The organism is Planktotalea sp. (genome assembly GCF_050633725.1).
Taxonomy (GTDB): Bacteria; Pseudomonadota; Alphaproteobacteria; order Rhodobacterales; family Rhodobacteraceae; genus Planktotalea.
On record NZ_JBOEHB010000025.1, the window covers coordinates 1 to 19,539 of the forward strand.

General features: G+C 53.4%; 23 protein-coding genes. 6 read left to right on the plus strand and 17 right to left on the minus strand.

Going from position 1 to position 19,539, the window contains the following annotated elements; genetic code table 11:
* From ACRBCU_RS16680 to ACRBCU_RS16730, 11 genes are all read right to left on the minus strand, one after another.
* Positions 1-227, minus strand: a 227-nt coding sequence (locus tag ACRBCU_RS16680) for an FAD-dependent oxidoreductase (RefSeq protein ID WP_431366524.1), incomplete at its 3' end; no start/stop codon positions are given.
* 29 nt (positions 228-256) lie between these two features.
* Positions 257-970: a c-type cytochrome gene (locus ACRBCU_RS16685; RefSeq protein WP_431366542.1), complete on the minus strand. Its 714-nt coding sequence runs from the start codon at positions 968-970 to the stop codon at positions 257-259.
* Positions 971-973: 3 nt separating this feature from the next.
* Positions 974-2,176, minus strand: a complete 1,203-nt coding sequence (locus ACRBCU_RS16690; RefSeq protein ID WP_431366525.1) for a c-type cytochrome — start codon at positions 2,174-2,176, stop codon at positions 974-976.
* Positions 2,160-3,425 (minus strand): sulfite dehydrogenase, encoded by a 1,266-nt coding sequence (gene soxC / locus ACRBCU_RS16695; protein ID WP_431366526.1) that lies wholly within the window; start codon positions 3,423-3,425, stop codon positions 2,160-2,162. The genes ACRBCU_RS16690 and soxC overlap by 17 nt, the downstream gene beginning before the upstream one ends.
* Positions 3,426-3,451: 26 nt before the next feature.
* Positions 3,452-5,149: a thiosulfohydrolase SoxB gene (gene soxB, locus ACRBCU_RS16700; RefSeq protein WP_431366527.1), complete on the minus strand. Its 1,698-nt coding sequence runs from the start codon at positions 5,147-5,149 to the stop codon at positions 3,452-3,454.
* Positions 5,150-5,249: 100 nt separating this feature from the next.
* Entirely contained in the window at positions 5,250-6,098 is an 849-nt protein-coding gene (gene soxA / locus ACRBCU_RS16705; RefSeq protein WP_431366528.1) for a sulfur oxidation c-type cytochrome SoxA, read from the minus strand.
* A 76-nt stretch (positions 6,099-6,174) separates the two neighbouring features.
* Positions 6,175-6,504: a thiosulfate oxidation carrier complex protein SoxZ gene (gene soxZ, locus ACRBCU_RS16710; protein ID WP_431366529.1), complete on the minus strand. Its 330-nt coding sequence runs from the start codon at positions 6,502-6,504 to the stop codon at positions 6,175-6,177.
* 17 nt (positions 6,505-6,521) lie between these two features.
* Positions 6,522-6,941, minus strand: coding sequence for a thiosulfate oxidation carrier protein SoxY (gene soxY / locus ACRBCU_RS16715; RefSeq protein ID WP_431366530.1), 420 nt, complete (start codon positions 6,939-6,941; stop codon positions 6,522-6,524).
* Between the two features lie 24 nt (positions 6,942-6,965).
* Positions 6,966-7,457: a sulfur oxidation c-type cytochrome SoxX gene (gene soxX / locus ACRBCU_RS16720; RefSeq protein ID WP_431366531.1), complete on the minus strand. Its 492-nt coding sequence runs from the start codon at positions 7,455-7,457 to the stop codon at positions 6,966-6,968.
* A gap of 150 nt (positions 7,458-7,607) precedes the next feature.
* Positions 7,608-8,144 carry a thioredoxin family protein gene (locus ACRBCU_RS16725; RefSeq protein ID WP_431366543.1) on the minus strand — a complete coding sequence of 179 codons (537 nt, stop codon included), beginning with the start codon at positions 8,142-8,144 and terminating at the stop codon, positions 7,608-7,610.
* 112 nt (positions 8,145-8,256) lie between these two features.
* Entirely contained in the window at positions 8,257-8,994 is a 738-nt protein-coding gene (locus tag ACRBCU_RS16730) for a cytochrome c biogenesis CcdA family protein (RefSeq protein ID WP_431366532.1), read from the minus strand.
* Here ACRBCU_RS16730 and ACRBCU_RS16735 point away from each other — a divergent pair.
* From ACRBCU_RS16735 to ACRBCU_RS16745, 3 genes are read left to right on the plus strand one after another with little or no spacing between them, the layout of a single operon-like run.
* Entirely contained in the window at positions 8,930-9,442 is a 513-nt protein-coding gene (locus ACRBCU_RS16735; RefSeq protein WP_431366533.1) for a thioredoxin family protein, read from the plus strand. The genes ACRBCU_RS16730 and ACRBCU_RS16735 overlap by 65 nt on opposite strands.
* A gap of 22 nt (positions 9,443-9,464) precedes the next feature.
* Entirely contained in the window at positions 9,465-9,800 is a 336-nt protein-coding gene (locus ACRBCU_RS16740; protein ID WP_431366534.1) for an ArsR/SmtB family transcription factor, read from the plus strand.
* Positions 9,801-9,856: 56 nt separating this feature from the next.
* The gene (locus ACRBCU_RS16745) at positions 9,857-10,915 is read left to right on the plus strand and encodes a YeeE/YedE family protein (RefSeq protein ID WP_431366535.1); all 1,059 of its coding nucleotides are present in this window, start codon (positions 9,857-9,859) and stop codon (positions 10,913-10,915) included.
* A gap of 83 nt (positions 10,916-10,998) precedes the next feature.
* Here ACRBCU_RS16745 and ACRBCU_RS16750 read toward each other — a convergent pair whose 3' ends face one another.
* Positions 10,999-11,592: a riboflavin synthase gene (locus ACRBCU_RS16750; protein ID WP_431366536.1), complete on the minus strand. Its 594-nt coding sequence runs from the start codon at positions 11,590-11,592 to the stop codon at positions 10,999-11,001.
* Positions 11,593-11,710: 118 nt separating this feature from the next.
* Between ACRBCU_RS16750 and ACRBCU_RS16755 the strand changes: the two genes are divergently transcribed.
* The 3 genes from ACRBCU_RS16755 (at position 11,711) to ACRBCU_RS16765 (ending at position 16,330) form a co-directional block, all read left to right on the plus strand.
* On the plus strand, positions 11,711-13,003 hold the full coding sequence (locus ACRBCU_RS16755) for a capsule biosynthesis protein (RefSeq protein ID WP_431366544.1): 1,293 nt from the start codon (positions 11,711-11,713) through the stop codon (positions 13,001-13,003).
* 176 nt (positions 13,004-13,179) lie between these two features.
* Positions 13,180-14,283 carry a polysaccharide biosynthesis/export family protein gene (locus tag ACRBCU_RS16760; RefSeq protein ID WP_431366545.1) on the plus strand — a complete coding sequence of 368 codons (1,104 nt, stop codon included), beginning with the start codon at positions 13,180-13,182 and terminating at the stop codon, positions 14,281-14,283.
* Positions 14,284-14,287: 4 nt separating this feature from the next.
* Positions 14,288-16,330 carry a capsular polysaccharide biosynthesis protein gene (locus ACRBCU_RS16765; RefSeq protein ID WP_431366537.1) on the plus strand — a complete coding sequence of 681 codons (2,043 nt, stop codon included), beginning with the start codon at positions 14,288-14,290 and terminating at the stop codon, positions 16,328-16,330.
* On the opposite strand, the gene ribD is transcribed toward ACRBCU_RS16765, so the two are convergent.
* The 5 genes from ribD to ACRBCU_RS16790 form a co-directional block, all read right to left on the minus strand.
* Positions 16,327-17,397 carry a bifunctional diaminohydroxyphosphoribosylaminopyrimidine deaminase/5-amino-6-(5-phosphoribosylamino)uracil reductase RibD gene (gene ribD / locus ACRBCU_RS16770; RefSeq protein WP_431366546.1) on the minus strand — a complete coding sequence of 357 codons (1,071 nt, stop codon included), beginning with the start codon at positions 17,395-17,397 and terminating at the stop codon, positions 16,327-16,329. The genes ACRBCU_RS16765 and ribD overlap by 4 nt on opposite strands.
* A 20-nt stretch (positions 17,398-17,417) precedes the next feature.
* Positions 17,418-17,885 (minus strand): transcriptional regulator NrdR, encoded by a 468-nt coding sequence (gene nrdR, locus ACRBCU_RS16775; protein WP_431366538.1) that lies wholly within the window; start codon positions 17,883-17,885, stop codon positions 17,418-17,420.
* A gap of 148 nt (positions 17,886-18,033) precedes the next feature.
* On the minus strand, positions 18,034-18,578 hold a 545-nt coding region (locus ACRBCU_RS16780), incomplete at its 5' end, for an SRPBCC family protein (protein ID WP_431366539.1).
* 15 nt (positions 18,579-18,593) lie between these two features.
* A complete protein-coding gene (locus ACRBCU_RS16785; RefSeq protein ID WP_431366540.1) occupies positions 18,594-19,091 on the minus strand; it encodes a hypothetical protein in 498 nt (165 codons plus the stop codon).
* Between the two features lie 81 nt (positions 19,092-19,172).
* Positions 19,173-19,451: an HlyU family transcriptional regulator gene (locus ACRBCU_RS16790; RefSeq protein WP_431366541.1), complete on the minus strand. Its 279-nt coding sequence runs from the start codon at positions 19,449-19,451 to the stop codon at positions 19,173-19,175.
* Positions 19,452-19,539: the final 88 nt, after the last annotated feature.

Below are 19,539 nucleotides of genomic sequence, written 5' to 3' on the forward strand. Positions count from 1 at the left end.
GAGAAGAAGCATGTGTAATAGGTGCGTGAAGGCTCGATGAGAGTGACGTCGATCTCGCCTTTGCTGTCTTTCGCAAGGTAACGCGCAGCGGTTGCACCGCCAGCGCCGCCACCGATGACAACGACTTTCGGGCGACCGTGTGATGCCGCTTGTACAGTCGGTGCGGACATCGCTGTAGCAGCTGCCGCAGCGCCTGTCCCCATAAACAAACGTCTATTGAGTTTCATGGATAGTTCCTCCCTAGTTGGACCTTTGGTTATTCAAGGTCCTTAAAATATGCAGCCAAAGCCGCAATCTCTTCATCCGACAAACGCGATGCCATCATCTGCATCACAGGATGCGGACGCAGCTTACGTTTGTAGGCATGCATGGCGATAACAAAATCTTCCTCAGGCCAGTGAGTGATGGCCGGAATACCGTCATCTGTGCCGCCAGATTGGTGGCACGTCAGGCATTCGCTGGCAAGATATTCGCCATAGTCGCGATCCCCGACAATCGCCAAGATTTCCGGCGGCAATTCGACTTCTACGTGTTGAGCAGTCGGTTCAGCCTCGGGAATATTGGACGGATCATCAGAGAAGCGTCTCAGGTACGCGAGCACGTCATGACGATCTTGTTCGTCCTTAATGCCGCGAAAATTCATTCGGGTGCCTGTGACCAGTGCTTTGGGGTTTTCGACATAAGCATCAAGATGCTCATAATCCCAAATCAAACCATCGGCCGCGGCACGGCGCAACGCTTTGGAATATTTGAAACCTTCAGCAGCTCCCGCTGCGGCACCAAAAATTCCATTAAGCGCAGGGCCAACGCGATCTTTCGCATCCGGTCCCACTTGGTGGCAAGAGGAACACTTACGAAAGACTTTCGCACCTTTGTCAGCGTCGCCCAAAGGCACCGCCACTTCATCAGCAACGGCCGCAACGCTAAATAGCGTTGCGGCAGCTGTCACAGCAGTTAAGAAACCGCGCATCATTTATTGGCTCACAGATTTAAGATATTCTGTAACCGCGAGAACATCTTTTTCTTTTTTCAAACCGTTGAAAGACATCTTTGTCTTTTTAACGTAGTCCTTTGGCTTCGCAAGGAACGCTGCAAGCGTTTCCTCGTTCCAAACAACTCCATCTGCGCCCATTTGAGCCATCGTCTTGGAGTATTTGAACCCGTCGATCCCGCCAAACGCGCGGCCCATGACGTTGTTCAAATGTGGACCAGTCTTGTTTTTCGCACCTTCACCAACCTGATGGCAGGCTTTGCACTTTTTAAAGACCTTCTCGCCCTTTTTCGCCAAGTCCGCGTCAAAGCCAGCGGCTGCAGCAACAACCTCTTCCTTTGGTGCTTCTTCAACAACAACAGCTTCTTCAACTGCTTCAGGCTCTGCTTTTGCTTCTTCCACAGGCGCAGCGGCTTCTTCAGCGGCTTTTGCTTCTGTTTCCTCTGGCGTTACGTCGAGAACAGTCGCGCGCATTGTGACTTCTACAGATTCCTTACAGTCGCTCATGCAAGGCTCCGCTTTCCAGAAATGCGCCTCAGACGTTTCGCGATCATCAATGATGAACCCGTCCTTGTTGGGCAACTCCACCTCTAGGAAGTTCTCGTTCGACAGAACGAAATCGTCATCCACAAGATCGTTGGAATAGAGGATATAAGCGACAATGGCGTATGTATCGTCCGCGCTTAGCGTTTGCGCTGCACCAAATGGCATTGAGCGGTTCACGTAGTCCCAAGCAGTGCTGAGGTGCGGCCAGTAAGAGCCAACCGTTTTCAGCGGGTCTTCATCCGCCAATGTGTCTGCACCGCCAGCAAGTTTGGGCCAGTTGTCAACGCCTTCCGCGAAATCGCCGTGGCAGATTGCGCAGTGTTCCGCAAAGACTTCTTCGCCGTCAAATGCAGAGCCAGATCCCGCAGGCAGGCCCGTTCCGTCTGGGCTTACATCAAGATCCCAAGCTGCGATTTCTTCAGGAAGCGCCTGACGCCCCAAACCAAGTGGGCCGTTGCTAGGCACTGCCGCTGCAGGTGCAGGTGCTGTCGTGGCTTCGTCCGCATTCGCAGAAGCCACAAGCGTTGGGGCAACCGACGGAATATCAACAACAAATTGATCCGCAAGAACATAGGCCATCGACAAAGTCAGACCCGCGCCAGCCAGAGACGGGGTTAGGATTTTAAGAAACTTCGACATTTTCAGCCTCGCCGTTCTCTTTTACATGCCAAGTTTGGATGCAGTTGTTGTGATAAATAGAGTTCAAGCCACGGACTTCGCGCAGCTCTGCTTTGGTCGGCTGCACATATCCTGTGCTGTCCATCGCGCGGCTTTGCAGCAGCATCTCAGACCCGTCCCATTCCGTGTCCAGATAGAAACGTGTAAGCGCCATGTCTTCGCCAGGCGCTGCAAGGCGCGCTGTTTCCCATGACTTGCCGCCGTCTTTTGAGACGTCAACACGCACGATTGAGCCACGTCCAGACCATGCAAGACCAGAGATAACCATCGGGCCTTTGCCATGCTTGATCGGAGACTGTGGGCTTGGTGACGTGACAACGGATTTTGCGTCCATCTCCCAGGTCCACTTGCGGGATGTACCATCTTCGAGAGTGTCGGTGTATTTAGACGTCTCTTCGCGGCTTTCCACAGCGATTTCAGTGACTTCGATACGGCGCAGCCACTTGACCCACATGTTGCCTTCCCAACCGGGAACGACCAAACGAACGGGATAACCATGCTCCATGCGCAGCGCTTCGCCGTTAGCAGCGAAGGCGATCATACAGTCATCGAGCGCTTTCTCGAGTGGGATCGAGCGACCGTTAGAAGACGCATCGTGGCCTTCAACATAGACCCACTTACCTTCGGCTTTTACACCGGATTCTTCAAGCAACGTGCGCAGGGTAACGCCCGTATATTCCATATTGTGGATCATGCCGTGGGTGAATTGCGCGCCGTTTAGCTGCGCCCCTGCCCACTCCATGCCAGTGTTCGCAGCGCACTCAAGGAAGAATGTCTTTTGAACACGTGGGAAACGCTGAAGATCGTCATAAGTGAAAATCAACGGCGTATCCACGAGGCCGTGGATCATCAGACGATACTCGTCCTTGGACATTTCGATCGCGCCAGAGTGGTGACGCTCAAATGCGCAGCCCTGCGGTGTGATTGTGCCGTCGAGCGCATGGATCGGAGTAAAGTTGATCGAGCTGATCGTGTCAGCGGTCAACCACTCAACGTTGCGGCGGACCACATCGTCTTCGAATTTGATCGGCAAGCCGTAGGGTGTTTCATCAACGCCCGCGCCAAGACCAGACGCATATTCTTGCGTTTCCATGATTAGCGGATCGCCCGCAGCTTGTGCCGCTCCGCCTGCTAGGGTTCCCGCCCCAACAGCTGCCGCGCTCGATAAGAACTTACGGCGAGAGGCATTTTTCAAATGTTCATCAGACATTTGTCGCTCCTGTTTTAGGTTTTTCTTTAAACGCCAACAACTGTGACGGAATTATTCGGGTCCAGTTTCACTGTGCCCTGTGCGCGAATGTGGTTTTCGACCACATCCCAAATCTGTGGACCTTCGGTGCCCTCGTTAACAGACGCCCATCCCGCGACCACATAGGTCTTGCTTGGGTCAATCTTTTCACCAGTTTTGAGCAAGGTCATTTCAGTAATGCGCTCGCCCTGTGGTTTGGTCACATCAATGCGATAGCCCATGCCACCAATGCGGACCATATCGCCACCCTGCTGGTAGTAAGGATCAGGGTTGAACAGGTTATCAGCCACATCTTCCAGAATGACATGGATAAATTCACCAGTCATTTCAGAACGATAGGCCTTGCCGTATGTCATGGACGTCACGTTGAAGATATCTTCGCGCGTGATGTCTTGGCCTGGCAGAATGCTTGGTCCCCAACGCACGCCCGGCGACATCGCAATGTCTGCTTCACGCTCGGAAATCAGAGCATCGCAGATCAGATCATCCCATGAACCGTTAAAGTTGCCACGGCGATAAAGAAGGCTATCGGTCTTACCGATCACCTCTTCCAGATCCGCTTTGAACGGTGCGCGCTGCTCGTCGATAAGGGCTGCAACCTCTTTGTCAGGCTCAATCACATCAGAGAAAATCGGGATCAGCTTGTGACGGAAACCCATCATCTTACCGTCGCGCACATCCAAGTCGATGCGGGAGACGAATTTGCCGTTGGACCCAGAGGCGATGATGATCGTCTCTCCAACCAACGCAGGCTCTGGCAATGCATCATGCGTGTGGCCTGATAGGATAACGTCGATACCTTTGACAACGCCGGCCATTTTCTTGTCCACGTCGAAACCGTTGTGAGACAGGCAGACAACCAGCTCAGCGCCTTTTGCACGAACTTCGTCAACCATTTCCTGCATACGCTCATCGCGAATGCCGAAGGAATACTCAGGGAACATCCAGCCGGGGTTGGCGATTGGCATATATGGGAAGGCTTGACCGATAACGGCGATCTTCACGCCGCCCCGCTCGAAGAATTCATAGGGCGGGAACATATCTGTTGGCTCGTCCCACTCAGAATCAAAGATATTCTGACCGAGCGCTGCAAATGGCAGGTTCTCGACGATCTCGTTTACGCGATCAGAACCGAGCGTGAATTCCCAGTGGAATGTCATCGCGTCAGGCTTCAGTGCGTTCATCACGTTAACCATGTCCTGACCTTCGGTCTTATAACATGTGTAGCTGCCGTGCCATGTATCGCCGCCATCCAGCAGCAATGCATCAGGGCGATCCGCGCGGATCGAGTTCAGAACCGTCGCAACGCGGTCCAAACCGCCAACTTTGCCATAGGACTGCGCGAGAGAAGAAAAATCGTTGTAGCTCAGTGCGTAAGCAGACGGGCTGCCATCCTCAATGCCGTATAGTTTGCGGAAATCCGCGCCTGTTACGTGCGGAACAGCGCCTTTGTTGCTACCAACACCGATGTTGATCTCTGGCTCGCGGAAATAGATTGGTTTCATCTGCGCGTGGATATCTGTGACATGCATCAACGTGACGTTGCCAAAGGTATCAAAATCCAGCAGCTTGTCCTGCGTCATCGCCTGCTGAGCGCCAAGACGGGCCCAGTTACCAAAGCCAGATGCGCCATAAAGCGCAGAGGCGGCCATTGAGACTTGCAGAAAATCGCGGCGAGAGATCATGTGGGTAGGCCTTTTTGAAAGCACATACATATGCGCATTTATGAATGATTTAGTCGTGAAAAACCCCGCTTTCCATCCAAGGTCAGCGGGGCAATTCAGATTAGTTACGGACGGATGGGCCTTCGATGCTCAAACCGTTACCGCGACTTGCAACATATAGCTCGAGAGCAACGAATTCTTCGCTACCTGGCTTGTATGTTTCAGCGCGTGTGTCGCGAACGCAGCCTTTGAAACGGGAATGTACACCGTTCAATTTCGCGTTTTTCAAGCGGTACGTTGGGAAGCCATTGATCTGGCCCTGGCTCAGGTGATCCGCGCGGATCATCAGGCCATAGCTGTCTTCGTGGCAGTTGGCACAGCTTAGTTCTAGCTGACCAGTGCGTGCATAATACAGCTCTTTACCCTTTTCCCACATGGATTGTGCAGGACCGTCGATCGCAACGTTTACAGGCAAGCCGCGAGAAACCGATGAAAGCGCGGCTTCCATGTTGATCGCTGGGCCTTTATCGTAGCCCCAAGCTTCTGCACCCATGCGGTTGGTGCGGCAATCGTTCATCTGCATTTGCAGCGTACGAACTTCGCCAGCGCCTTCATTCCACTTAGGATATGTCGCTTTCACGCCCGCCATGGAATCCATGTCATCGTGGCAAGACGAGCAAGATTTGCCTTCGCTGCCATCAACAGTTTCCCAAGTCTCAAGACCCGCTTCAACAAAAACCATGCCTGGGTTGTCAAAGTCATCAAGCTGCATCGCTTGTGTTTCGTCAGAGCGGAAATGCCAACCGGACATCACTTCGTCGAGCGCATCAGAGATGTGATCAGGCGCAGCAGTTTTGGTCACCATCGCAACGTCGTCGTTGAGAACCATCGTATCATCATCCGCGTCGGCAATTGCAAACGTCGGTGCTAGCATAAGAGCTGCAACAGCAGTCATAGCTTTAAAGTTCATTTTTATCCTCCCTAGCAGTTCCCCTGCTCCGCCGGTAAAGCGAAGCAGGGTTACCTGTTATTGCTTGGTAGCTTTATCAGCCAATCGCAACTTTTTTGCTTTGATCATAGACGTCGCCATCATCATCGTACCAAGTGAATTTGAACTCACCCGCCTCTGGAACAGTTGCTTCGAACTGAATGTAGGGGTTGGTTGAGATCGCAGGCTCAAGCGTTACGTCGATAACACTTTGACCGTTAAATTCAGCGGTAAAACGATTGATGATCGAGCGAGGGATCTTGTTGCCCTCTTTATCTTTACGCTGACCAGATTCCATTTTGTGGCTGATAAGCGTTTTGATCGTGATCGCTTCGCCAGCTTCTGCCTTTTTAGGGACTTTGACGCGGGGTTTTACACCAGATGCCATATTCTTAAACTCCTGAGTTAGCCGCCGCAGCCGCCGATTGTTACTTTTACAGTCGAAGCTGCGCGAACAAAGCTTCCGTCAGCCATTTTGGCTACTGCAACTACGTCCTGCGTTCCGGCCAGACGAATACGTGTGGAGGCAGACTGCTCAGCCGCGAGTGGGCCGAAGTTGAACTGCGCAACACCCGGTGTCGGGTTGCCAGCGGCAAGAACCAGAATGGATACCGCACCAGGCGCATCCACAGAAACCGGAACGGTGTTACCGTTTTCCGCAATTTCTGGCGCTGTCAGGGTCAAACCACCCTCAGCCACATCAGCGCCGCCAGTGAAGGCAGAAATCGCCTCATCAGCGCCAGCTGCGTTTACTTGAAAAGGAAGTACCGTCAGCGCGGCGGCACTAAGCCCCATCGCTAGGGTATCTCTACGTGAGAACTCCATGTTCTTCTCCTTGAAATTCGTCGCTTATTCGTCTTTGAGAGTGGACAAAAACGCGACCACATCTTCGATTTGCTCAGCACTTAGCAGCGGGGTCAGCGGGCCATCAGGCGCCTTTCCCGTGTAAGCGTTACCCGGACGGATGAAACCATCCACCTTGAAATAGGCAGGCATCATCGTTCCCTCGAAAGTCATTTTCGAGTTTGCCAAAATGCCGCGAAGCTCTGCTTCGCTCCAGCGATCACCAGCACCATCTAGGGCTGGGCCGATTTCGCCTTGGAATGGAATCTCTGCCAGCGCATCCACAACGTGACACGCAACGCAGTTGCCCAATTTCTTAGACCCGACAACCTTAGCGCCCATTTCGGCGTTTCCGGCTTTTCCAGTCAGTGACATTGCGACTGCACCATCTTCGTCAAACTTGACGTCAGCTGGCGCAACCATCTCTGCCCAGCTTGCGCTAGATAGAGCAATGACACCTGCGACACTTGCTGCCGCGAGTTTATTAATCGTTTTCATAGTCCCTCCCGTCGTGACCATGCTTTGCATGTCTGCATCTGTATGGTTCGGTATACCGTAGTTCACCGCGCATCGTGAACGCAACAACAAATTCGCAAAAGTGAATACCTGTCGCACCCGACACGCAATATTGTTGCGCGTTGGATTGAATTATTCGCTCGCCCCATCCCTGCGTTCTTGAATTCGGCGCGCATGGTAACGCTGGAAATCTTCCCCATTATCAAGTTCATACCGCTTTTCATTCACCCATGTGAACATATCCAGCACTGTGCCTTTGCCAAAAGCGCCCGGCATGACAGCAACCGCGGCTTGAGGCGTTGCAGCATCCTCCGCCACTTCCTCGGGCAAGAACATCATCGACGGTGTGAAGAGAATCCCCCACTTTCTTGCCATATCTTTCTCAGGCAATGTTTCACCGTCAAAATCCGTAACTTCGACGTCACCGTGAAGGTTCAGTTGCACCACAAAGAAGTTCTCGTTGATGTAATCGCTCACGGATGCTTCAGAGAACACTTCCTTGTGCATTTTGGCGCAGTATATGCAGCCGCGCTGTTCGAAGATGACCATAAGGCGCTTGCCTTCGTCATTGGCTTCTTCCAGATCTTCGCGCAGATCCTTAAAGGTATCGCGCATCCAATCGGCCTTATGCAACCCATCGTCCCCGATGGTCGCGGCCATCGTCGGCATCGCCAAGCCCGCAGCGATCGTCGCCGTTAAAAAGAATCGTCTCAACATCATCATTTCCTCCAACCAGTATTCTATTAACTCCTAACGGACGCTTAATGCCGCACGAGCAGACTTACCCCAAGCCGCCGAAGACCGGGAACCAACGGATCATGGCGTCCGCTATGATATTCACGCTGCCCGTCGCGATTAAAATCGCAAACAAGATCAGCATCGCCCCCATCACTTTTTCGACATGGCCCAAATATTTCCGGTTGCGCGCCATCCAACCCAAGAATGGGCGTGCAAATAGCGCGGCAACGACAAAGGGCGCTGTCATGCCAAGCCCATAAACCAACAAAAGCAATCCACCGCGCCAGATATCGCCCATTCCAGAAGCAATCATCAAAATCGACGCAAGAGCGGGGCCAACGCAAGGGGTCCAGCCAAATCCAAAAGCGAGCCCCATGATATAGGCACCGATAACCGTTGTCGGCTCGGCTTTGCTTTCAATTTTTGCTTCTCGATAAAGAAACCCGATTTTTACAACGCCCAAGAAATGAAGGCCGAATACAAACAAAACGGCAGCGGCGACGTAGCTAAGGGGTTCTAACCATTCACCAAATGCTTGCCCGATCGCTGTTGCGCCCATCCCCAAGAGAACGAAAATTGTGCTGACACCCAACGCAAACATAACCGCAGAAATCACCAAACGACGCTGCGCACCCGGAGCAATTTCGCCATCCCCGCGCAATTCAGACATTGAAATGCCCGCCATATAGCTCAGGTAAAAAGGAACCATCGGCAAAATGCAGGGCGTAAAAAAAGACAACAAGCCAGCAAAAGCCGCACCTGCAAATGAGATATCGAGCACGACGGTTTCCTTGTATTATTCACATATTCAAATTATGTTGATTGATAACTCAGCGTCAATCAGGTTTCCAATGTTACGTCAAATCATTCGCTTTTCCCTCGCAACTGCCCTCAGCATTGCTGCGACCACCTCATCCTTTGCGGCGCAACTTGTGATGGTTGATCAAAAGGGATGTCACTACTGTGAAGCGTGGCTGGATGACATTGGCCCCGCCTACCCTAAGACTGCCGAAGGCAAATTTGCACCGCTCTTGAGACGTGATATTTCCTTAGGGGCGCCCGAAGGTAGCAGCTTCCAGCGAAGAGTAAACTTTACACCGACCTTTATTTTGTTGGATAAGGGCGCAGAAGTCGGGCGTATCGAAGGATATCCGGGTGAAGACTTTTTCTGGCCGCTACTAAACCAGCTGCTGAAAGACGAAACCACCTTTGAAGACAGCTTGAATTGAGACAACGAAGAAAGACTAAGAAATGGGCCTTCCCGTTCTAGATCTGACAATGAGCGACGCGGAAATCGACAAAGTCGTTTCCAATGCGCAATCGGCCTCGGCCTTTCTCAAGGCGATCAGCCATGAGGGACGCTTGATGATCCTGTGCCATTTGGTCAGCGGAGAAAAATCCGTGACCGAATTGGAGGAGCTATTGGCCGCGCGCCAAGCCGCTGTTTCACAGCAGCTTTCACGATTGCGACTTGAAGGGCTTGTCATTCCGCGAAGAGACGGCAAGACTATCTACTACAAGCTCGCAGATGACCGTCCGAAGAAGATGCTGGAAACTGTTTACGAGCTGTTCTGCACAGACGAATAAAGCTCGCGCATAATATCACGCGTTGTTTCTGTCGATTGCAATGGGAGTAGCAACGCATGGAATTCTTAACGTCCGATAGTACTTTGGTTGCCATTTTTGGTGCGCTTGGCGGGATTGCTCTTGGCCTCGCAGCCCGGCTTGGCCGTTTTTGCACGCTAGGAGCGATTGAAGATGCGCTTTATGGCGGCTCGACAGTGCGTTTACGCATGTGGGGCTTGGCAATAGGCGTCGCGGTGATCGGAAGCTTCACCTTGCTAGGACTTGGCTATTTGGATGCCGGCCAAGCGTTTTACCTAACACAGCCCTTTTCATTGATCTCAAGCGTCCTTGGTGGGCTGGTTTTCGGATACGGTATGGCCGTCGCTGGCAATTGCGGTTTTGGCGCTATCGCGCGCCTTGGCGGCGGCGATCTTCGCTCATTTGTTATCGTTTTGGTTATGGGTATTTCCAGCTACGCTGTGCTTTCAGGGCCTTTCGCAAGCCTGCGGGTTTGGGCCTTTCCGCCAGATCAAATCGCAGAAACGCCTTCTGGAATTGCCCACGGCCTTGGTTCTGTTTTTGGGACGTCGCCTGTTTTCTTGGGGATTGTGATTGGCCTGGCAATCTGCATCTCTGCAACTTGGCGTAGCGCGCTAATAACGTCCCCTAAGTCCTTGTTCTGGTCGTGTATTGTCGGACTCGCGGTTGTCAGTGGATGGGCTGGTAGCTCTTGGGTAGCGAACACAGGATTTGAAGCGACCGAAGTTGTCTCGCACACGTTTTCAGCCCCCGTTGGAGACACCATCCTTTATACAATGCTCTCGTCAGGGCTTAGCTTAAGTTTCGGCGTTGGATCGGTTGTTGGTGTTTGGGTTGGCGCCTTTATCGGATCACTCATCAAAGGGCATTTTCGCTGGGAGGCCTGTGAAGACCCCCGCGAGCTTCGCCGACAAATCCTAGGGGCCGTCTTGATGGGTGTTGGTGCAGTCGTTGCGTCGGGATGCACAGTTGGACAAGGCATCAGCGCGTTTAGCCTGCTAAGTTACAGCGCGCCTGTTACGCTGCTCTCAATCTTTGCCGGATGTGCCTTTGGACTGCGTCAATTGATTGAAGGGTTTCAGGTTCCAGCGGAATGATCTGGTGATAACGGGGATTGGGGCTCTGCCCCGTCCATCAAGATGGACTCCCCGAGATATTTAGAGACCAAAGAAGTGCGGGATTAGCCCCATTCCTGCAGCCGCGCGACGTAGCGCGCGAGCGTATCAATTTCGAGGTTAATCGCATCGCCAACCTTCGCATCGCCCCAAGTCGTTGCGGTTTTGGTATGCGGAATAAAGTTGATCCCGAAATCGGTGCCATCAACCTCATTCACGGTCAAAGACGTACCGTTCAAAGCGACGGATCCCTTAGGGGCGATGTATCTCGCCAGAGCATCAGGCGCACGCAGGGTCACGCGCGTGCTATCCCCTTCGTTCTTCATTGCAATGATTTCCGCGACACCATCCACATGACCTGAGACGATATGGCCGCCCAATTCATCGCCAACTTTCAAAGCGCGCTCAAGGTTAAGGCGGCGACCAGCGGGCCAATTGGTTGAGCCGATATTTGTCAAACCAACGGTTTCTGCACTGATTTCAACGTCAAAGTAATCATCCCCAAGCTCTATCACAGTTAAGCAAACACCGTCACAAGCGATCGAAGCGCCGATATCAATTCCGCCAGTGTCGTAGCTGGTCTTGATACGCGCGCGCAGATCACCGCGCTGCTGGGTTTCAACAACTTCGCCGATGTCGGTGATGATACCTGTGAACATTTGCGCGGCTCCTGTTTTATTGATACGTTGCTGTGGGGAATATCGGGCACGTTTGCGCCTTAATTTGACCCCATAGTTTTGCCAAGTTGCACTTGGAATAATGAGTAGACTGAATGACATGACCACCGCAACGCCGAAAAAGCCCAATTTTCTGTTCTTGCAAGGCCCGCACGGCCCGTTCTTCCATCGCTTGGGAAGGATGATGCAAAAAGCAGGCGCAGGCGTGTGGCGTGTCGGCTTTAACGCAGGCGATCGCGCGTTTTGGTTTCAGCCGTCAACCTACATTCCCTTTCGTGGAACGATCGACGACTGGGACGATACTTTTGACAGCCTTGTCGAGAAACATGAAATCACGGATATCGTGCTTTATGGTGATACACGTCCCGTGCATGCCAAAGCCGTCGCACGTGCGAATGCGCTAGGTTTGCGGGTTCATGTGTTTGAGGAAGGCTATCTACGCCCCTTCTGGGTCACCTACGAAAGAGGCGGCTCGAACGGGAACTCACGCTTGATGGACACGAGCGTCGCGCAAATGCAAACCGCGCTCGAACGCTCTGATATGGAAGCGCCGATGCCTCCGAGCCATTGGGGCGATATGCGCCAACACGTCTTTTACGGCGCGCTTTACCATTGGTTTGTAATGTTCCGAAACGGAGATTACCGCAATTTTCGCACCCACCGTGACCTACCCGTTCTCAAGGAATTCCAGCTCTATCTAAAGCGGCTGTTGTTGATGCCTTGGCTTGGTCTTGAGCGCCGGATTGCAACTCTGCGTATTCGCAACGGTGGTTTTCCCTACCACTTGGCGCTCTTGCAGTTAGAGCATGATAGCTCTTTCCAGATGCACTCGCCTTTCGAAACGATGACCGATTTCCTCGAATTGGTGATCCGTGACTTTGCCAAAGGCGCGCCGCAGCACCATCACTTGGTCTTTAAGGCCCATCCACTGGAAGATGGCCGCGTGCCTGTGCGCCGCTCGCTCAAAGAACTGGCAGCGCGTTATGGTGTTTCAAAACGCGTACACTTTGTGCGTGGTGGCAAACTCGCACAACTCTTAAATGACACGCGAACCGCCGTGACCGTGAACTCGACAGCTGGCCAACAGGTCCTGTGGCGCGGTATTCCTTTGAAAACTTTTGGCAAAGCAGTTTACTCAAAGCCTGAATTTGTCTCAAGCCAACCACTGCAGCAGTTCTTTGAAGCCGCAGAGCGTCCTGATAATCGCGCGTATAAGGATTTTCGCCGCTATTTGCTTGAAACAAGCCAAGTGCCCGGCGGCTTCTATTCGGCGCGTGGACGTCGTCAGCTGATGCGCCATGTGGTGGATATGATGTTATCGCGTGAAGACCCCTACCAAGCGCTGTCTTCTGGCACCGCGGCTCCGAGGCAACAGTTGCGTGTTGTGAATTAACAGACACAACCCCTAGCGCTAGCTTTTTATTCTGGATTCCTATAGCTTTACAAAAAAGAAGATAAAAGGCGTCTAAAAAAGATGTCTGAGGCAGAATAATAGGTCGAGGAGACCGAGCAGTGAAACCCTTTACATCCAGATGGGCGAAATCCGCCTGCTTGTTGGCTGCCGTGGCGATGGTATCGTCTTGCGGATTGCCGCGCGTTGGCCCCAATAAACGCGAAATCTTCGAGGGATCGGTTCAACGATCTGGCGATGCATTTGTTGTCTCGGTCAATGATCGAGTAACGCGAGCGACATCAGTCGTTCCAAGCTTGGGCTTTTCCGCAGCGTTTCAAAATGCAGGCCAGATTGGATCAGACACTATCCGCCCCGGCGACACCTTGGGTCTGACCATTTGGGAAAACGTGGATGATGGGCTTTTGGCTGGCGAGACCGCGAACTCTACCCTGCTGGAAGAAGTGCAGGTTGATGGCGCTGGCTTTATCTTTGTTCCATATGCAGGGCGCATTCGCGCGGCTGGCAATTCACCGGAATCCATCCGCCGCACAATCACCCGCAAACTAGAAGAGCAAACGCCCGACCCACAAGTGCAAGTGCGTCGCCTTGCAGGCGATGGTGCGACGGTCTCTTTGGTTGGCGCGATTGGCGGTCAGGGCGTATACCCGATCGAGCGCCCAACGCGCACGCTGTCGTCTATGCTTGCACGTGCTGGCGGTATCGCGATTGAGCCTGAAATTGCACAGATCACTGTGATCCGTGGCAATGAGAAAGGCAAAATCTGGTTCCAAGACCTTTATGACAACCCCGCAATGGACATTGCCCTGCGTGGCGGCGATCGCATTCTTGTCGAGCAAGATACACGTTCCTTCACCGCCCTTGGCGCAACAGGCACGCAAAGCCGAGTCATCTTTGAAAGCCAGACCTTGTCCGCTGTTGAAGCGCTCGCGCAGGTTGGCGGTTTGGTCAGCACCTCATCTGATCCAACTGGTGTGTTTGTCTTCCGCAATGAGCCCGCCGAACTTGCAAACCGCGTTCTTGGTCGCAATGACCTCGTTGGCGCGCAGCGCTTTGTGTATGTTCTCGATCTCACCAGACCCAATGGCATGTTCCAAGCGCGTGATTTTGTGATCCGCGATGAAGACACAGTGTACGTCACCGAAGCACCGTTCTCTCAGTGGAGCAAAGCAATTGCAGCCGTTACCGGATCACTCGCCGCAGTCGGAAGCGTTGGCACAGCAGCCACAACGCTTGGCGTAGGCAGCGGCAGCGGCGGCTAATCCAATGCGGGCCAAGCCCTCGAAATCGACTGCTGGCGACACCCTTCGCCAGCAGCTTTTCGTCTACAATGGTGGTTTTCTGAAAGAGCGGCGTATTCGCCGTATTCTCAAGCTCGCAGGTTATGATCTGCGTCTAGGACTGCCAAAAGACGGGGATTCAATCGGCGTCTGGGGCCATAGCCCGACGGCCCATCGTGGCGAGGCGGTCGCGCAGAAACGCAGCGCGCAAGTGATCCGCGTTGAAGATGCTTTTTTGCGCTCGATCCAGTCGGGTCGCTCTGGCGCCCCGCCTCTCGGGCTGACGATTGATGCAAAGGGGATGCATTATGACCCCGCGCAGCCGTCCGATCTAGAAGACATCCTAACCAACCATCCGCTTGATGATACTGCTTTGATGAACCGTGCGCGGGCCTGCATCGCAAGGCTACAAGAGGCGCATCTTACCAAATACACTGGGTTTGATCCAACAACGCCCTGCCCCGAACCGGGTTACGTTCTGGTGCTTGATCAAACGCTGAATGATGCGTCTGTTTTGAAAAGCGGCGCGGATCGTGCGACCTTTTTGGAGATGCTGGTCTTCGCGCAGGAAGAACATCCAGGCAAACGCGTGCTGATCAAGACCCATCCAGATATAATTGCGGGTCATCGTCAGGGCTATTTCAAAGCCAGCGACGTTAATCAGAATGTCAGGTTCTTCAGCGAGCCTGTTTCTCCTTGGAAACTGCTCGAAGGGGCCGCCGCGGTTTACACGATTTCTTCGCAGCTCGGGTTTGAAGCGATCTTTGCAGGGCATAAGCCACGTGTCTTTGGTCAGCCCTTCTACGTTGGCTGGGGCTTAACCCAAGACGAACGCCCGGTGCCCCGCAGGCAGCGTAAACTAAGCCGCGCGCAACTCTTTGCCGCGGCAATGATCCTCTATCCCAAATGGTATGACCCCTACCGAGATCGCTTGTGCGAATTGGAAGAGGCGATTGATACGCTTGATGCGCAATCACGAAGTTGGCGCGAAGATCACAAAGGCTGGGTTGCAAGCGGGATCCGCCTTTGGAAACGTAAGCCTTTCCAACGCTTTTTTGGTCAAGCGCGTTCCGTTCTATATGAAGATGATCCCGCAAAGCTGAGTTCCCAAATCGACAGCGGTCGCAGACATATGATTTGGGCAAGCGCGAAAAACGCACCGCACACAAATCAAACGGTGCATGTTGAAGACGGCTTTTTGCGCTCACGCGGGCTAGGCGCCAAGCTCATCCCACCGCTCTCGTTGGTTCTGGATGATCTTGGGATCTACTATGACCCGACCCGCGCCAGCCGTTTAGAAGAGCTCATAAGAATGCGCACGATACTGCGCCCTGATCAAACGATACGCGCCCAAGCGTTGATCCAAGCACTTGTTGAGAAGGGTTTGAGCAAATACAATATCGGCACCGATAGGCTAAGCGAGCTTCCCAAAGGGTATCGCATCCTCGTTCCGGGGCAAGTTGAAGACGACGCCTCGATCCTCACCGGAACCAAAACCATTTCGAGCAATCTAGAGCTACTACAAGCCGCGCGCGCCTCTAACCCCGACGCTGTGATCCTTTATAAACCTCACCCCGATGTTGAAGCAGGACTACGCACAGGGCGAATTGATACTGAGATACTTGAAAGCCTGTGTGACGGTGTACTTCACGGCGTTGATCCAACCGCTGCGATCCTTGCGATTGATGAAGTTTGGACGATGACCTCTCTGTTAGGTTTCGAAGCGCTTTTGCGTGGGAAACCCGTCAGCTGTCATGGCGCACCGTTTTATGCCGGATGGGGGCTAACAACAGACTTGGGCGCGGTCCCTGCGCGGCGTTCAACCAAAGTGACAATAGAAAGCTTGGTGCATGCGACGCTGATCGATTATCCGCGTTATTTCGATCCAATCAGCAAACTCGCCTGCCCAGTTGAAGTCGCATTGGAGCGGCTCGCGACGGGCAATCTGCCCTCTCCCGGCCCGTTCAATCGAACGCTTTCCAAATTACAGGGCGTTTTCGCGAGCAAAGCCCATCTTTGGCGAAACTAGCTGCGGCTCCAAACATGCTCGACATCTGCGCCAAGGCGACGATGAGACATCAGCTTCATGCGCGACACCTCTGCCAAAACCTCTCGCCCCATTGGAGCTACGCTGCTTAAGCCATCGCCGCCAATCACAACACCAGCGCTATGCACCACAAGGCGGTCAACGAGATCTGCCCGCAGCAAAGAAGCCGCGAGATGCCCGCCGCCTTCACAGAAGACACGCGTTAGCCCTTTGCTTCCCAAAGCGTTCAGCAAAGAAGTCGGATCAAGCCCGACGGGGCCGCTCTCGCAATGCAAAAGCTCTGCACCTGCTGCCTCCCAAGCGGCGCGGCGCTCAGGGCTTGCAGCTTCGCTGTGACACATCCAGACAGGCGTTTCATGCGCGGTTTTTGCTAAGGTGCCATCCAAAGGCACATTCAGACTTTGCGCCGCGATTACGCGAACGGGTTGATGGCCTATCCCCAAACCCCGGACGGTCAAGGACGGATCATCCGCGCGCGCTGTCCCTGCCCCAACAAGCACCGCATCATGGCTGGCCCGCATCGCATGGACCGCGCGGCGCGCCTCTGCGCCAGTGATCCATTGACTGTCGCCAGTTCGGGTCGCAATGCGGCCATCAAGCGTCAACGCCAGTTTTAACGTAACAAACGGGCGTCCGATTTCGGTTCGAAGAAAAAATCCCGCATTATCCGCCTCGGCTTCATCCGAGCAAAGGCCCGTGATCACCTCGACACCTGCCGCACGCAACTGCTCGAAACCGCGACCAGACACACGCGGATCGCTATCCTCCATCGCCGCGACAACGCGCGTAATGCCTGAATTGATCAGGGCCTGCGAACAGGGCGGCGTTTTACCAAAGTGCGCGCAAGGTTCCAGCGTGACAAAGGCGGTTGCGCCCTTAGCACGCGCGCCTGCTTGCGCCAACGCTACAGGCTCAGCATGAGGGCGACCACCGGGCTGTGTCCAGCCACGCCCAACGACGCGCCCGCCGTTCACAATGACGCAGCCCACCGCTGGATTAGGCCACGTACGACCAAGGCCCCGCCGCGCTAGCGACAGGGCCATTTTCATAAAGCGTTTATCGCTTGTGCTCACTCTTCTGGCGTCACGTTCGGACGCAGCTCCGAAACGAATTTATCGAAATCATCCGCCGCTTGGAAGTTCTTGTAAACACTGGCAAATCGCACGTAAGCAACGGTGTCAATCCGCGCCAGAGCCTCCATGACGATCTCACCGATTTGCTTGGAGTTGATATCGGTTTCGCCCATGCTCTCCAAACGGCGCACGATGCCCGAGATCATCTGATCCATACGCTCAGGTTCAACAGGACGTTTCTGCAATGCGATCCGAATAGAGCGCTCAAGTTTATCACGGTCAAAGTCTTCGCGACGACCGTTGGATTTAATCACTACCAAATCGCGCAGTTGCACGCGCTCATACGTTGTAAACCGTCCGCCACAAGCGGGGCAAAAGCGCCGACGCCTGATGGAGACGTGATCCTCAGCAGGACGGCTGTCCTTTACCTGAGTGTCAATATTTCCGCAAAATGGGCAGCGCATGGCCGTCCCCCTTATTATACTGTCTCTGCCTCTGGCTGTGGGTTGGCCCCACTTATCCACAGGTTTTATAGGACAGCCGCTAGGGTTTGGGTAGGCCTTTCTTTGAGGCGCAGTATCTAGTGTGGCGCGCGGGACTCAGCGTCAATTATCATCCCTCTATCAAGGACTTGAGACGCGCGAGGCCCGTTTCATAATCGCCCCCGACCCATTTATCCATTATGAGACCCATGTAGCGACCGATAGGATTAGAGCCCATGTCTGTGTCCATATCCCAAGTAATGGTTGTTTTTCCACCCACCTCAACAAGGTTGAACGAGGCCATCGCAGTGCCTTGCGCGCCGAAATCGAGGGCTGTCACAACTTTTTCATTCTCAACAATCTCAACGATTTCCTGTTTACCACTACCGACCTGCGGATGCTCGGAGCGCCATTCGAGCTTGGAGCCGACACCGACATCTGGCCCTGCATAATTGAGCGCAATTTCTGGATCGCGCCCCAGCCATGGGGACCATTCAGCCGTCGCCTTGAGGCTATTCACATGAGTAAAGACTTCGGATGCTGGCGCATTTATTTCAATTGAACGCGCCACTTGCACCTGTCGCGGCAACAAATAAGCCGCAGCGAGCAAGACCACGATGACAACCGCCAAAACTGTGATGAGTTTTTTGATGATACGCATGGTGCCGTCCTCCANNTAGTTTCTCGCGATCAGCAGCCCGCGCCCCAGCTGAATGTTTCGGGGCAGTACTTTTGACCCGCGACATCTTTTGCCTCGAACAAAGGGTAGAAATTCGCCTCGGTCACACTGCCCTTATCGCAAGCAAAATCTGCAATCTCTGAATCGCCTTCTGCAACAATGAGACGTCCCAAAATGGGTGCACTTTCAACATTGCGATCCACTTCATAAGAAAGAATGTAGGAATAGACGTTGTTGTAAATTGTCATGTCCTCATAGATCGAACGCCCAATTCCGTTCCAAGGCGTCATTTCAACCCCGATCTCGCGGCGGGCGGCGATCATATCTGGGGCTTGGCCTGTATTGCCGAAACTATAGACAACCACCTCGCCCTGAAGACAGACATCAGCGGTCTTGCTGCCATTCTCAAAAGTGCAATGAAACAAAGGGGTTCCACTGTCAAAACAGCTCGCCTGAGCGATGCTGCCGAGGCTAAGCGCGAGCAATGTGAAAAGTGGTTTTGCAAGCATAATGATGTCCTAAATTGCTTTTGATAACATCATGAGCCTAGCAGGCTGATTGTAAAAAACGAGGGCTCAAAGCCAGATTTGCTAAAGGAGACGTTCGCCTTGTTGATCTATCATCTGTTTTGCTTTGGCGATGCTCGCATCAGCGCAGGTTTCGAAATCAGCAATCGTGTCGGCGCGGATCAACTGGTGGCTTTTTCTTTCGCCGTTCACTTCTTTTTCGATGAGCGCACACAGCCGAAAGCCCTGCGCTTCCTTCATCGGTTGGGGTGTAATACGAAAGCCTTCGTACTCAACCACCTTTGCTGTTGGCTTAGCTTCGACAGAAGGTTTAGAGCCGAAAAGGCGCGAAAAAAGAGACATTCGCGCCCCTCCCTATCTTACTGATCCAAGAAACTGCGTAGCTTGCGCGAGCGGCTTGGGTGCTTGAGCTTGCGCAGCGCTTTCGCTT

Bases quoted from the DNA above. Each gene is read 5' to 3' on its own strand.
- ACRBCU_RS16685 (WP_431366542.1), bottom strand. From the start codon at position 970: ATGCGCGGTTTCTTAACTGCTGTGACAGCTGCCGCAACGCTATTTAGC.
- ACRBCU_RS16690 (WP_431366525.1), bottom strand. From the start codon at position 2,176: ATGTCGAAGTTTCTTAAAATCCTAACCCCGTCTCTGGCTGGCGCGGGT.
- soxC (WP_431366526.1), bottom strand. From the start codon at position 3,425: ATGTCTGATGAACATTTGAAAAATGCCTCTCGCCGTAAGTTCTTATCG.
- soxB (WP_431366527.1), bottom strand. From the start codon at position 5,149: ATGATCTCTCGCCGCGATTTTCTGCAAGTCTCAATGGCCGCCTCTGCG.
- soxA (WP_431366528.1), bottom strand. From the start codon at position 6,098: ATGAACTTTAAAGCTATGACTGCTGTTGCAGCTCTTATGCTAGCACCG.
- soxZ (WP_431366529.1), bottom strand. From the start codon at position 6,504: ATGGCATCTGGTGTAAAACCCCGCGTCAAAGTCCCTAAAAAGGCAGAA.
- soxY (WP_431366530.1), bottom strand. From the start codon at position 6,941: ATGGAGTTCTCACGTAGAGATACCCTAGCGATGGGGCTTAGTGCCGCC.
- soxX (WP_431366531.1), bottom strand. From the start codon at position 7,457: ATGAAAACGATTAATAAACTCGCGGCAGCAAGTGTCGCAGGTGTCATT.
- ACRBCU_RS16725 (WP_431366543.1), bottom strand. From the start codon at position 8,144: ATGCCGACGATGGCCGCGACCATCGGGGACGATGGGTTGCATAAGGCC.
- ACRBCU_RS16735 (WP_431366533.1), top strand. From the start codon at position 8,930: ATGCAGGGCGTAAAAAAAGACAACAAGCCAGCAAAAGCCGCACCTGCA.
- ACRBCU_RS16740 (WP_431366534.1), top strand. From the start codon at position 9,465: ATGGGCCTTCCCGTTCTAGATCTGACAATGAGCGACGCGGAAATCGAC.
- ACRBCU_RS16745 (WP_431366535.1), top strand. From the start codon at position 9,857: ATGGAATTCTTAACGTCCGATAGTACTTTGGTTGCCATTTTTGGTGCG.
- ACRBCU_RS16750 (WP_431366536.1), bottom strand. From the start codon at position 11,592: ATGTTCACAGGTATCATCACCGACATCGGCGAAGTTGTTGAAACCCAG.
- ACRBCU_RS16755 (WP_431366544.1), top strand. From the start codon at position 11,711: ATGACCACCGCAACGCCGAAAAAGCCCAATTTTCTGTTCTTGCAAGGC.
- ACRBCU_RS16760 (WP_431366545.1), top strand. From the start codon at position 13,180: ATGGTATCGTCTTGCGGATTGCCGCGCGTTGGCCCCAATAAACGCGAA.
- ACRBCU_RS16765 (WP_431366537.1), top strand. From the start codon at position 14,288: ATGCGGGCCAAGCCCTCGAAATCGACTGCTGGCGACACCCTTCGCCAG.
- ribD (WP_431366546.1), bottom strand. From the start codon at position 17,397: ATGAAAATGGCCCTGTCGCTAGCGCGGCGGGGCCTTGGTCGTACGTGG.
- nrdR (WP_431366538.1), bottom strand. From the start codon at position 17,885: ATGCGCTGCCCATTTTGCGGAAATATTGACACTCAGGTAAAGGACAGC.
- ACRBCU_RS16785 (WP_431366540.1), bottom strand. From the start codon at position 19,091: ATGCTTGCAAAACCACTTTTCACATTGCTCGCGCTTAGCCTCGGCAGC.
- ACRBCU_RS16790 (WP_431366541.1), bottom strand. From the start codon at position 19,451: ATGTCTCTTTTTTCGCGCCTTTTCGGCTCTAAACCTTCTGTCGAAGCT.